This window comes from Pseudomonas sp. 2725, assembly GCF_050434585.1.
In the GTDB taxonomy this organism is placed as follows: domain Bacteria; phylum Pseudomonadota; class Gammaproteobacteria; order Pseudomonadales; family Pseudomonadaceae; genus Aquipseudomonas; species Aquipseudomonas jessenii.
The window spans coordinates 67,684-80,348 of the sequence record NZ_JBNDIV010000001.1; the positions used below are offsets into that span (position 1 = coordinate 67,684).

A 12,665-nucleotide genomic window follows, 5' to 3' on the forward strand; every position below is an offset into this window, starting at 1 on the left:
GCGAGCTTGCTCGCGATGGGGGCTTCGGATCAGACCCGGAACTGATTGATCAACCGCCGCTGCTGCTCGGCCAGTTTGGTCAGATCCGCACTGGCCGCACTCGACTCATCCGCACCACCGGCCACTTCATTGGCCACCTGGCCGATGTTGATCACGTTGCGGTTAATGTCGTCCGCCACCGCACTTTGCTCCTCGGCCGCGCTGGCAATCTGGGTGTTCATGTCGTTGATCACCGACACTGCCTGAGTAATGGTTTCCAGTGCTTCGGCGGCCTTCGATGCGTGCAGTACGCTTTCGTCCGTGCGGTTCTGACTGTCCTCCATGACTCGCACCACATCCCGGGTGCCTTGCTGCAATTGCTGGATCATGGTCTGGATTTCTTCGGTGGCCTTTTGCGTCTTCTGCGCCAGGTTACGCACCTCGTCGGCCACCACGGCAAAACCTCGGCCCTGTTCACCGGCACGGGCGGCTTCGATGGCTGCGTTAAGGGCCAGCAGGTTGGTCTGCTCGGCGATCCCGCGAATGGCGGTGAGGATGGCGTTGATGTTTTCGCTGTCCTTGGCCAGGGTTTGCACCACGCCGACGGCCCGGCCGATCTCCACGGCGAGGGCACCAATGGAGTTCGAGGTGTCGCGCACGATCTGCATGCCCTGGCTGGCGGCCTGATCGGCATGGCTGGCGGCCTGTGCGGCCTGGGTCGCATTGCGCGCGACGTCCTGGGCGGTGGCGGTCATTTCCTGTACGGCGGTGGCCACTTGATCAATCTCGGCCATTTGCTTGTGCACACCGGTGTTGGTGCGGATGGCGATGTCGGCGGTGTGTTCCGACGAATCGCTGACGCTCTGCACCGAAGTCACCACTTGGGTGATCATCGCCTGCAACTTGGCCAGGAAAGTGTTGAAGCCTTTGGCGATCGAGCCCAGTTCATCGGCGCGATCGCTGGTCAGGCGTCGGGTCAGGTCGCCTTCGCCCTGGGCGATATCGTCGAGCATGGCCACCATCTGCTTGAGCGGGCGGGCGATGCCGTGGCCCACCAGCCAGATCACCAGCAAGCCGATACCGGCAATCACCAGGCCAACCATCGCCATGCCGAAGGTGTCGGATTTGCGCTGCGCGTCCAGGTCGGCCTGGAGCTTTTGCAGGTCGGCCATGACCGCATTCAGCGGCAACTGCAGCATCAAAGTCCAGCGGGCGTCGGTCTGGCCGATGCCGAAAGGCAGGTACAACTCGATCCGGCCCTGGGCCTTGTCGACGGTATAGGTGACTTCGCCGCGCTTGAGATTGGCCATGTTGGCAATCTGTTTGCTGTCGAGGATGTCGCTGACCTTCTCGCCGAATTTGCTCGGATCCTTGGTGTAGGCAACGATCCGGCCATTGCCGCCGATCAGGGCCATTTCCCCGGCGCCGCTGTAAAGCTTCTGGTTGGCGCCCAGGAGCATTTCCTGGATGAAGTTCACCGACAGGTCGGCGCCGACGATGCCCTGGAAGGCACCGTTGAGCATGATTGGCTCAATAAAGGAGGCGAGCATGACGATTTTGTCGCCCACCTTATAAGGCGCCGGGTCGATCACGCAGGATTTTTTGGTTTCTTTCGAGCACAGGTAGTACTCGCTGGCGCGCACGCCAGTGGACAGGGTTTTCTGGTCGTCGACGTCCACCAGTTTGTCCAGACCCAGGGTGCCGTCGTCGTTGCGGAACCACCAGGGCAGGAAGCGCCCGTTGCTGGCGTCGATGCCGACCACCTGGGTGCCGACGTAGGCCGCATCGTTGTGATCCAGCGCGTCTTTTTCCCAGCCGATGTAGGTGCCGAGGATTTTCGGGTTCTTGACCACGTTTTCCTTGATCAGGCCGATCAGTTGCTCGCGGCTAAGGCTCAGTGAAGGCTGGCCATCGGTACCCGGTGTGCCGATCAGGGCGTTGACCCGCACCAGTCCGCCGGCAATCAGCAGCGGTGCTTCGAGTTCGCGCTGGATCTGGCTGACCTGGGTTTGCGCCAGGGACGTCAGGCGTTGTTCGATGACTTGCTCGAATTGGGCCTAGGTCCGCTCCTGGACCATGTCTTGCGTCCGGGCGCCGGAGAACAGTGCGTACACAACCAGCGCTGCCACGACACTAAGGACAATGGCGCCGGCAAGGGCCGCCACGGAAAACTGGATCGACTTGAATTTCATGGGGGCTCCGCACGCGAAAGGACGTCTGCCCAGGTGTATCGGCAGGGTGACGGGCGGGCATGAGCGTGGGCAGTTGAAAGGACCGTTTTTGCGTGCCGGATGTCGTAATTGAATCAATGAGCGGCGTGATGGGCAGCGGGTTGTCGTCGTATGTGAATTTTTTTCTACGGCGATGAGAGCTTTGTCCGAATTGTGCGTCTTACGTCCACTGTATCTGGCGTCGATACATTTCCACGCCTAGGATACTCGGCATGTTTTCAGGGAGTTTTTTGATGAACAAGATTTTGGGTGTCAGTGCACTGAGCGCAGCGCTGCTGCTCACCGGCTGCCAGTCGGTCAATACCACCAAAGGCGGCGCTGTAGGCATTGAGCGCAAGCAGTACATGTTCAGCATGTTGTCCTCGCAACAGGTCGACCAGATGTACGCCCAGTCCTATCAGAAAACAGTGGGCGAAGCGTCCAGCAAGGGTGTGCTGGACAAGACCAGCAATGAAGCCCAGCGGGTTCAGGCGATTGCCGACCGGCTGATTGCCCAGGCGCCGAACTTCCGTCCGGACGCGGCCCAGTGGAAGTGGGAAGTCAACCTGATCAAGAGCGATGAGCTCAACGCCAACTGCGGCCCTGGCGGCAAGATCATTTTCTACACCGGGTTGATCGACAAACTGCAACTGACCGACGATGAAATCGCCGCGATCATGGGCCATGAAATCGCCCACGCCCTGCGTGAGCACGGTCGTGAAGCGATGTCCAAGGCTTACGGCATCGAAATGGCGAAGCAGGGCGCGGGTACCTTGCTCGGGTTGGGGCAGGACAGTCTGGCCCTGGCCGATACCGTGGCCAACTACGGCATGACCTTGCCCAACAGCCGTGCCAATGAAAACGAAGCGGACCTGATCGGCCTGGAACTGGCCGCCCGCGCCGGTTACAACCCGAATGCCGCGATCACCCTGTGGAACAAGATGAGCAAGGTCTCGGAAGGTTCACCGCCGGAGTTCCTGAGCACTCACCCGGCGTCGTCGAGTCGTATTGCGGCGTTGCAGGCGGCGATTCCGAAGGTCATGCCTTTGTATGAGCAGGCCAAGAAGTCTTGACTATCAGATGCTGAAAATGTGGCGAGGGGGCTTGCCCCCGTTGGGCTGCGAAGCGGCCCCATTACCTGCAGCCACAATTCAACAGTTACACCGCGGTTGCAGGATTTACGACTGCTGCGCAGCCGAACGGGGGCAAGCCCCCTCGCCACAGATTGATCTCAGTACCCGGGTCAAACCCACCCGCTGCTCTGCATCGCTTTGTACACCGCGACAATCGCCAGGATGAAGAACGCCGACGCCGCCAGTCGACGGATCAGGGTCAACGGCAATTTGTCCGCGGCAAAGTTACCGGCCAATACCACGGGCACGTTGGCAATCAGCATGCCGAGGGTGGTGCCGATGATCACCAGCCACAGCTCCGGATACTGCGCAGCCAGCATCACGGTCGCGATCTGCGTCTTGTCGCCGATTTCCGCCAGGAAGAACGCGATCAGCGTGGTCAGGAACGGCCCGAACTTGCGGGCGGTACTGGCTTCGTCGTCATCCATCTTGTCCGGGACCAGGGTCCACAGCGCCGTGGCGGCGAAGCTCGCGGCGAGGATCCAGTGCAGCATCGTATCCGAGAAGAAACTGCCGACCCAGGCGCCCACTGCACCGGCGGCCGCATGGTTGGCCAGGGTCGCGGCGACGATACCGGCGATGATCGGCCAGGGCTTGCGGAAACGGGCAGCGAGAATGAGCGCGAGCAGTTGCGTCTTGTCGCCGATTTCGGCCAAGGCAACGATTGCGGTAGGTACGAGTAGTGAATCCAGCATCAGGGGTTTTCCTAAGGGGCGGGTCGACACGGCTATGACACGTACAGCCTCCCCGCCCCGGGTAAGGTGTTCGTGTCATAGGTCTTGTCAAACCCTGCGATCCATCTGATGTGGATGCTTGGGTCGCATGCGCCATGGTCTGAGGACCAAGTATGTTGACGCATGCCGGACGAGCGTGGCGCTCGTGGGAGACTACTCCCCTAGGACGGAGCGGATTCTGCCTTTGCAAAACCCATTCGGCAAGCCTTCTTTTTCAAAGCAGTTCTATCCGCGCTTGGCTCGGTAGATCCGGAAGCCCTGTCCTTCGGCCTTGATCGCGCACACACCAAGATGCTCTTCGATCAACGGTTGATACTTCAGGAAGCTGTTCGCTACCAGACGAAGTTCGCCACCGTTTTTCAGATGTTTGGCCGCTTTTCGCAGCAAGTTTTCCGTTGCGAAATAGTCGGTGTGCACGCCGACATGGAACGGCGGATTGCTCAGGATCGCACTCAAACCCATCGGGGCGGCATCGATGCCGTCACCGGTAATCACCTCGGCTTCCAGACCATTGGCCGCCAGGGTCAGGCGACTGCTGGCAGCGGCAAAGGCATCCACATCCAGCAACGTGACCTGGTTGTGCGGGTAACGACGTTTCACTGCCGCGCCCAAGACCCCTGCGCCGCAACCGAAATCGAGCAAGTGACCGCTGGGCAGTTTGTCCAGATGTTCCAGCAGCAGCGCGCTGCCGCGATCCAGGCGACCATGGCTGAACACCCCCGGCAGGCTGATGACCTTCAACGGGCCTTCGGCCAGCGGCAGTTCATAGGTCTGCGCCAGGCTCTCCAGCGGTTTGGCTTCAGGCGCGTTGGCCACGGTGACCAGCCAGAGCTGGCAGTGGCGCGCGCTGTCGAGTTTGCGTGGCTTGCCGAACGGGTTGAGTTGTTTGGCGGCACCTTCGATGCCGCTTTTTTTCTCGCCGACCAGATACAGCTCGCGGCCAGCCAGCCGCGAGGCGAGGGCGTTGAGAATGTAGTCGGTCAGGTCCTTGGCCTTGGGCAGGAACACCACCGCTGTATCGAACTCGCGCTCGGGAGCATTCACACCAAAATGGCTGCGCTCGGCGAAGCGGGCGTCCAGCGCGGCCTGATCGCCGGCGTGCCAGCACCAGCCATGAGCTTCGGGCAGACGGCCCAGCAAGTCGTCGGCGGGCAAGCCGGCCAACAACACCGAACCCTGGAATAACTCGGCCTGACGAAGCAGTACTTCACTGCGCGGATCCATAACTGCTCCTGTGAAAAAAAGTGCCGCAGTTTATCAACTGACGACCCGCCGCGCCTTACCGCTGAAGTATCCCAGTGCGTTTTCGGTCACCTGGCCAACGATTCGCTGGCGCGCTTCGCGGCTGCCCCAGGCGTTGTGCGGGGTGACGATCAGGCGCGGGATGTCATGGGCCAGCAGCGGATTGCCGTTGACGGGAGGCTCGACGCTCAGCACGTCAGTGGCGGCGCCGCCCAGATGCCCGTTGCGCAAGGCGTTGGCCAGCGCCTGTTCGTCGATCAGGCCACCGCGGGCGGTGTTGACCACGAACGCGCCGGGTTTCATCGCGGCCAGTTCGCGGGCGCCGATGAAGTGGCGGGTGTGTTCGTTGAGCGGGCAGTGCAGGGTCAGGGCATCGACTTGCGGTAGCAGTTCATCCAGTGGCAGGCGGTCCGGCCGTGCAGGGCGCCCTGGAATTTGCCCCAGCACAACGCGCATACCGAAGGCTTCAGCCAGCCGTGCGACCGCGCCGCCCAATTCGCCATGGCCCAAAAGACCAAGGGTTTTGCCTTCGAGTTCGACAATCGGGTAATCCAGCAAACAGAATTGTTTGGCTTGCTGCCAGCGGCCTTCGCCGACGGCTTTTTGATAATCGGCCAGGCGCGTGGCCAGGTTGAGCAGCAGCATGATCGTGTGCTGCGCCACCGACGGTGTGCCGTAGCCCTGGCAGTTGCACACGGTAATCCCGTGGGCGCGGGCGGCGGCGAGGTCGACATTGTTGGTGCCGGTGGCGGTGATCAGGATCAGCTTGAGATCAGGGCTGGCGGCCATGGCGGCGGCATCGATCAGGATCTTGTTGCTGATGGCGACGGTCGCACCCTTGAGGTGTTCGATGACTTGATCTGGCAAGGTCTGGGCGAACAGTTGCAAATCGCTGAAGCAGCTGCGCAAGGGGTCTAGGTCAAGGTCGCCGAGGTCCAGGGACGGGTGGTCGAGGAATACGGCGCGGCGAGTGTTCGTCATCAACTGTACCTTTTGTGCAATGAACTGAAGGCGTAATCTGCCGAGCCTACCAGATGAAATAAATAGTTACGCTTGGCCTGAAGGAGCCCCCATGTACTGGACAGAGTTCTTGACCGTTGCCCTGATTCACCTGCTGGCCGTGGCCAGCCCTGGCCCGGACTTTGCCGTGGTGGTGCGCGAGAGTGTTACCCACGGTCGTCGCGCGGGCACCTGGACTGCGCTGGGCGTGGGCACGGCGATTTTCCTGCACGTGGGTTACTCGCTGTTGGGTATCGGCCTGATCGTGTCCCAGTCGATCGTGCTGTTCAATGCCTTGAAATGGGCCGCCGCCGCTTACCTGCTGTACATCGGTTACAAGGCGCTGCGCGCGCAACCGGCCAAGTCTGTGGCTGACGACCTGCACAAGGAAGCCGGCGAGCGCACCGCCCGTGGTGCCTTCACTTCGGGTTTCGTCACCAACGGTCTCAATCCGAAAGCCACGCTGTTCTTCCTCTCGCTGTTCACTGTGGTAATCAACCCGCACACGCCGCTGGCCGTGCAGGCCGGGTACGGGGTTTACCTGGCGGTGGCGACAGCGACCTGGTTCTGCCTGGTGGCGATGTTGTTCAGCCAGCAGCGCGTACGCGCCGGTTTCGCCCGCATGGGCCACTGGTTCGACCGGACCATGGGCGCGGTGCTGATCGCGATTGGCGTGAAGCTCGCTTTTACCGAGATGCACTGATCAGATATCTATCCCTGTAGGAGCAGCCGGTCGACGCTCGATTGCTCCTACAGATGATCAAACCTCGCAAATGATGGCGCAACGCTATCAATCATGGGGTTCTGCAAATCATTCCTTTGGCTGATTTGGCTGACGTTCAAGGGCACTACAGTGCGTACTTTCAGTCACGACCGTGCAGTCAGATTAAAGGGATTATTATGTTGAAGACTCGCGTTATCCCCCCGGCCGAAGGCGCTTACCAGTACCCGCTGTTGATCAAACGGCTGCTGATGTCCGGTGCCCGTTATGAGAAAACCCGCGAGATCATCTACCGCGACAAGTTGCGCTATAGCTACCCGACCTTGATCGAACGGGTAGCCCGCCTGGCCAACGTGCTGACAGCGGCCGGAGTCAAGCCCGGGGATGCCGTGGGTGTGATGGACTGGGACAGCCATCGTTACCTGGAATGCATGTTCGCCATCCCGATGATCGGTGCGGTGATCCACACCATCAACGTGCGCCTGTCGCCGGAACAGATCCTCTACACCATGAACCACGCCGAGGACCGCTTTGTGCTGGTCAACAGCGAGTTCGTCGGTCTCTACAAGGCCATCGAGGGGCAACTGACCACGGTCGACAAAACCCTGCTGTTGACTGACCTGCCGGAAAAAACCGCGGACCTGCCGAATCTCGTCGGCGAATACGAGCAACTGCTGGCCGCGGCGAGCCCGCAATACGACTTCGAGGATTTCGACGAAAACTCGGTCGCGACCACGTTCTATACCACCGGCACCACCGGCAACCCCAAGGGCGTGTACTTCACCCATCGGCAACTGGTGCTGCACACCATGGGCGTGTCGACCATCATGGGCGCGATCGATAGCGTGCGCCTGCTGGGCACCAACGACGTGTACATGCCGATCACCCCGATGTTCCACGTGCACGCCTGGGGCTTGCCGTATGTGGCGACCATGCTCGGGCTCAAGCAGGTGTATCCCGGCCGCTATGACCCGGAGTACCTGGTGGAGTTGTGGCGCAAGGAAAAGGTCACGTTCTCTCATTGCGTACCGACCATTTTGCAGATGGTCCTCAATGCCAAGGCCGCGCAGACCGTCGACTTCGGCGGTTGGAAAATCGTCATCGGCGGCAGCGCCCTGAACCGCACGTTGTACGAGGCGGCCAAGGCCAAAGGCATTCAGCTGACTGCCGCCTACGGCATGTCGGAAACCGGGCCACTGGTTTCGTGCGCGCACCTCAACGACGAATTGATGGCGGGTACCGAAGACGAACGCACCACTTACCGGATCAAGGCCGGCGTGCCGGGGCCACTGGTGGAGGCGGCGATCGTCGACACCGAGGGCAACTTCCTGCCCGCCGATGGCGAGACCCAGGGCGAACTGGTGTTACGCGCGCCATGGCTGACCGAGGGGTATTTCAATGAGCCGCAGAAGGGCGCCGAGCTCTGGGCCGGAGGCTGGCTGCACACCGGTGACGTGGCGACCCTGGACAGCATGGGCGTGATCGACATTCGTGACCGGATCAAGGACGTGATCAAGACCGGTGGCGAGTGGATCTCCTCCCTGGACCTGGAAGACCTGATCAGTCGTCATGCGGCGGTACGTGAAGTAGCAGTGGTGGGGATCCCCGATCCGCAGTGGGGCGAGCGGCCGTTTGCCCTGCTGGTGCTCCGTGAGGGGCATGCAATCGGGGCGCGGGAACTCAAGGAACACCTCAAGCCGTTTGTGGAGCTGGGGCACTTGAGCAAGTGGGCGATTCCGAGCCAGATCGCCCTTGTTACTGAAATTCCCAAGACCAGTGTCGGCAAGCTCGACAAGAAGCGCATTCGTGTCGACATCAGCGAATGGCAAGCCACCAACAGCACCTTCCTCTCGACGCTTTAAGCGTCACCTGGCGTGCTCGAAAGGGCACGCCAGCCCCCACCAAGCAAGCGCTTGGCTTGTCAAAACGAAATTTTCAGCCATCCTTGCCGTGCCGACGGGTGTCGGACTGGCGAAAGGACTGTTCCAGAGTGGCTGGCAGCTGCAAATCACACTTTAGAGGGATCAAGCGCTACTACCTGCTGGCTATAGTCCACTCAAGGATTTTTAAGAACGGGGCAACCGCACGAACCGGGGCGATGCAACTTTGGAATGACTTTGGGATGCCATGGCTCCCGGTTATCCACAGCGTTTTTAGAAGTGCTCTTGCCATAAAAATAAAATGCACATGGAGTAGCGTCGATGACATCAGCAAACCAGTTCTGGCGCCGGGCGAAACTGCCCCTGGCTGTCAGTCTTGCCTCTACGCTCGCCGGGCCAGCATTCGGCGTCAGTTTCAACGTCGGTGAAATCGAAGGTCAGTTCGACTCATCCCTGTCGATCGGTGCCAGTTGGTCTACCGAAAGTGCCAACAAGAACCTCATCGGTGTCAACAACGGCGGCAAGGGTCTGTCCCAGACTTCTGATGACGGTCACCTGAACTTCAAGAGCGGGGAAACTTTCTCGAAGATCTTCAAGGGCATCCATGACCTTGAACTGAAATACGGCGATACCGGTGTTTTCGTCCGTGGCAAATACTGGTACGACTTTGAACTGAAGGACGAAAGCCGTCCGTTCAAGGACATCAGCGACGACAACCGCAAGGAAGGCGCCAAGTCTGCCGGCGGCCAGATCCTCGACGCCTTCGTCTACCACAACTACTCCATTGCCGATCAGCCAGGCTCCGTGCGTCTGGGCAAGCAGGTCGTGAGCTGGGGTGAAAGTACCTTCATCGGTGGCGGCATCAACTCGATCAACCCGATCGACGTGTCCGCGTTCCGCCGTCCGGGTGCCGAGATCAAGGAAGGCCTGATCCCGGTCAACATGTTCTATGTGTCCCAGAGCCTGACCGAAAACCTCTCGGCCGAAGCGTTCTACCAAATTGAATGGGACCAGACCGTTGTCGACAACTGCGGCACGTTCTTCTCCCAGCCAGACATCGTTGCCGACGGCTGCGACGACAACCTGCGCGTACTGGCCAAGCGCTCGCAAATTCCGGCCATTGCCCTGGGGCCTTTGGCCGCCAACGGCGTCGACGTCAACAATGAGGGTGTTCTGGTGCGTCGTGGCCCCGATCGCGATGCCCGCGACAGCGGCCAGTGGGGCGCGTCCCTCAAGTACATGTTCGATCCGCTGGACACCGAGTTCGGCGCCTACTTCATGAATTACCACAGCCGTGCGCCGATCTTCAGCGCTACCGGTGCGCCGCAGTCGCTCTACAACACTGCAGCGGCCCTCCAGGGCGGCCCGTTCGCCGCACTGGCGCCATTGCTGGTGGCGGGTAATTCGCAGTACTTCATCGAATACCCGGAAGACATCCGCCTCTACGGCCTGAGCTTCTCCACCACCCTGCCTACCGGTACGGCGTGGAGCGGTGAGATCAGCTACCGTCCGAACGCTCCGGTGCAGCTCAACTCCACCGACATCCTGTTCTCCGGTGTTCGTCCTATAGGCAATAACAACCCGAACAACCCGTTGACCAATGCATCGCTGCTTACCGGCGTGCCGGGTCAGGACCTGCACGGGTATCGTCGCAAGGAAATCACCCAGTTCCAGACCACCTTGACGCACTTCTTCGATCAGGTCATGGGCGCCAGTCGTCTGACCCTGGTGGGCGAAGTGGGCGTGACCCACGTAGGCGGCCTGGAAAGCACTTCCGACGTTCGTTATGGCCGCGATCCGGTCTACGGTCCGGGTGAATTGCCAGCCTCTGGCGCGCTCAATACCTGCGTGACACTCAACAACAGCACCATCAGCGGTGCCGGCCCGGGTACGCCGACCAACAACCGCAGCCGCAACTGCACCGACGAAGGCTTCACCACCGCGACTTCATGGGGCTACCGCGGTCGTGCTATCTGGGAATACAACGACGTGTTTGCCGGTGTGAACCTCAAGCCAAACGTAGCCTGGTCTCATGACGTGGAGGGCTACTCCCCTGGTCCTGGCGGCAACTTCGAGGAAGGCCGCAAGGCGGTGAGCCTGGGTGTCGACGCCGAGTACCAAAACACCTACACCGCGAGCCTGGCCTACACCAACTTCTTCGACGGCAAGTACACCACCGTGGATGACCGCGACTTCGTTGCGCTCAGCCTCGGCGTGAACTTCTAAGCACTGAATTTTCAGGACGAACGAACATATGAAAATAACAAAGAGTCTGTTCCACGCCGGTGTTCTGGGGCTTTCGCTGCTGGCGACCAGCGTCATCGCAGCGGTTCCCCAGGCCGAAGCCGACAAACTGGGCAAGAGCCTGACCCCGATGGGCGCTGAAATGGCGGGTAACGCCGACGGTTCGATTCCGACCTGGAAACCGTTGCCGAAGAACGCCGGAGCGGTCGACAGCAAGGGTTTCCTGTCCGATCCGTACCCGGGTGAAAAACCGCTGTTCACCATCACGGCGCAGAACGTCGACCAGTACAAGGAAAAGCTTGCCCCGGGCCAGTACGCGATGTTCAAGCGCTACCCGGAAACCTTCAAGATGCCGGTCTATCCGTCCCACCGCGGTGCCACCGTGCCGGATGAGGTGTTCGCCTCCATCAAGAAGAACGCCACCAACACCAAGCTGGTGTCCGGCGGCAACGGCCTGGAGAACTTTGAAACCGCCATTCCGTTCCCGATCCCGAAAAGCGGCGTTGAAGTCATCTGGAACCACATCACCCGCTATCGCGGGGGCAGCGTGACCCGTCTGGTAACCCAGGCCACACCACAGCCGAACGGCTCGTTCAGCCTGGTGTACTTCCAGGACCAGTTCGTGTTCCGCGACAAGATGAAGGACTACGATCCGGCGAACCCGGGCAACATCCTGTTCTACTTCAAGCAGAAAGTGACCGCGCCGGCACGTCTGGCCGGTGGTGTACTGCTGGTTCACGAAACCCTCGACCAGGTCAAGGAACCGCGCTCGGCGTGGGTCTACAACGCCGGCCAGCGTCGTGTGCGCCGTGCGCCGCAAGTGTCCTATGACGGCCCGGGTACCGCAGCCGATGGCCTGCGTACCTCCGACAACCTGGACATGTACAACGGTGCACCGGATCGTTACGACTGGAAGCTCGAAGGCAAGAAAGAGATGTACATCGCTTCCGATGCCTACAAGCTCGACGATCCGAAGCTCAAGTACACCGACATCATCAAGGCCGGTCACATCAACCAGGACCTGGCTCGTTACGAGTTGCGTCGTGTGTGGCATGTAGTTGCCACCCTGAAGGAAGGTCAGCGTCACATCTACGCCAAGCGTGACTTCTACATTGACGAAGACACCTGGCAAGCAGCGGTCATCGACCATTACGACGGTCGCGGTCAACTGTGGCGCGTCGCCGAGGCCCATGCCGAGAACTACTACGACAAGCAAGTGCCGTGGTATGCCCTTGAAACCCTGTACGACCTGCAATCGGGTCGTTACCTGGCGCTGGGCATGAAGAACGAAGAGAAGTCGGCCTATGACTTCGGCTTCACTGCCACCACCAGCGACTTCACCCCGGCCGCCTTGCGTCAGGATGGTGTTCGCTAAAGTGAACTGAGTAGAGGCCGCACCCTCTGAAAACGCCCCGACTGGTTCGGGGCGTTTTTTTTGCTTGTAGACTTTTTGTAGCCATTTGTAGCAATTACCTTCATTCCCTATCCGTTTACGGCTAGTCTGCGGACATCTGCAACGCCGC

Annotated in this window: 8 protein-coding genes, 1 pseudogene and 1 riboswitch; of the genes and pseudogenes, 5 read left to right on the forward strand and 4 right to left on the reverse strand. The window is 60.4% G+C overall.

Annotation, left to right across the window (positions count from 1 at the left end; genetic code table 11):
• Positions 1–29: 29 nt before the first annotated feature.
• A pseudogene (locus tag ABIE16_RS00370) lies at positions 30–2,171 on the reverse strand (methyl-accepting chemotaxis protein).
• A 272-nt stretch (positions 2,172–2,443) separates the two neighbouring features.
• Between ABIE16_RS00370 and ABIE16_RS00375 the strand changes: the two are divergent.
• Positions 2,444–3,262 (forward strand): M48 family metallopeptidase, encoded by an 819-nt coding sequence (locus ABIE16_RS00375; RefSeq protein WP_429520375.1) that lies wholly within the window; start codon positions 2,444–2,446, stop codon positions 3,260–3,262.
• 170 nt (positions 3,263–3,432) lie between these two features.
• On the opposite strand, the gene ABIE16_RS00380 is transcribed toward ABIE16_RS00375, so the two are convergent.
• The 3 genes from ABIE16_RS00380 to ABIE16_RS00390 all read right to left on the reverse strand — a co-directional run bounded on the left by ABIE16_RS00380 (position 3,433) and on the right by ABIE16_RS00390 (position 6,279).
• Positions 3,433–4,017 carry a TMEM165/GDT1 family protein gene (locus ABIE16_RS00380; RefSeq protein ID WP_008016665.1) on the reverse strand — a complete coding sequence of 195 codons (585 nt, stop codon included), beginning with the start codon at positions 4,015–4,017 and terminating at the stop codon, positions 3,433–3,435.
• Between the two features lie 89 nt (positions 4,018–4,106).
• Positions 4,107–4,231: riboswitch (yybP-ykoY riboswitch) on the reverse strand.
• Between the two features lie 50 nt (positions 4,232–4,281).
• Positions 4,282–5,280, reverse strand: a complete 999-nt coding sequence (locus tag ABIE16_RS00385) for a class I SAM-dependent methyltransferase (RefSeq protein ID WP_008045980.1) — start codon at positions 5,278–5,280, stop codon at positions 4,282–4,284.
• A gap of 33 nt (positions 5,281–5,313) precedes the next feature.
• The gene (locus ABIE16_RS00390) at positions 5,314–6,279 is read right to left on the reverse strand and encodes a 2-hydroxyacid dehydrogenase (RefSeq protein ID WP_218494217.1); all 966 of its coding nucleotides are present in this window, start codon (positions 6,277–6,279) and stop codon (positions 5,314–5,316) included.
• A 91-nt stretch (positions 6,280–6,370) separates the two neighbouring features.
• Between ABIE16_RS00390 and ABIE16_RS00395 the strand changes: the two genes are divergently transcribed.
• The 4 genes from ABIE16_RS00395 (at position 6,371) to ABIE16_RS00410 (ending at position 12,517) form a co-directional block, all read left to right on the forward strand.
• A complete protein-coding gene (locus ABIE16_RS00395; RefSeq protein WP_057713341.1) occupies positions 6,371–7,000 on the forward strand; it encodes a LysE family translocator in 630 nt (209 codons plus the stop codon).
• Between the two features lie 197 nt (positions 7,001–7,197).
• A complete protein-coding gene (locus tag ABIE16_RS00400) occupies positions 7,198–8,880 on the forward strand; it encodes a fatty acid--CoA ligase (protein WP_090457632.1) in 1,683 nt (560 codons plus the stop codon).
• Positions 8,881–9,219: 339 nt separating this feature from the next.
• Complete coding sequence (locus ABIE16_RS00405; protein ID WP_429520376.1) at positions 9,220–11,124, forward strand: DUF1302 domain-containing protein; 1,905 nt, start codon at positions 9,220–9,222, stop codon at positions 11,122–11,124.
• 28 nt (positions 11,125–11,152) lie between these two features.
• The gene (locus ABIE16_RS00410; RefSeq protein ID WP_057713344.1) at positions 11,153–12,517 is read left to right on the forward strand and encodes a DUF1329 domain-containing protein; all 1,365 of its coding nucleotides are present in this window, start codon (positions 11,153–11,155) and stop codon (positions 12,515–12,517) included.
• Positions 12,518–12,665 lie beyond the last annotated feature (148 nt).

Coding starts and splice junctions, on each gene's coding strand:
- ABIE16_RS00405 (WP_429520376.1), top strand. CDS start 9,220: ATGACATCAGCAAACCAGTTCTGGCGCCGGGCGAAACTGCCCCTGGCT.
- ABIE16_RS00410 (WP_057713344.1), top strand. CDS start 11,153: ATGAAAATAACAAAGAGTCTGTTCCACGCCGGTGTTCTGGGGCTTTCG.
- ABIE16_RS00385 (WP_008045980.1), bottom strand. CDS start 5,280: ATGGATCCGCGCAGTGAAGTACTGCTTCGTCAGGCCGAGTTATTCCAG.
- ABIE16_RS00395 (WP_057713341.1), top strand. CDS start 6,371: ATGTACTGGACAGAGTTCTTGACCGTTGCCCTGATTCACCTGCTGGCC.
- ABIE16_RS00380 (WP_008016665.1), bottom strand. CDS start 4,017: ATGCTGGATTCACTACTCGTACCTACCGCAATCGTTGCCTTGGCCGAA.
- ABIE16_RS00375 (WP_429520375.1), top strand. CDS start 2,444: ATGAACAAGATTTTGGGTGTCAGTGCACTGAGCGCAGCGCTGCTGCTC.
- ABIE16_RS00400 (WP_090457632.1), top strand. CDS start 7,198: ATGTTGAAGACTCGCGTTATCCCCCCGGCCGAAGGCGCTTACCAGTAC.
- ABIE16_RS00390 (WP_218494217.1), bottom strand. CDS start 6,279: ATGACGAACACTCGCCGCGCCGTATTCCTCGACCACCCGTCCCTGGAC.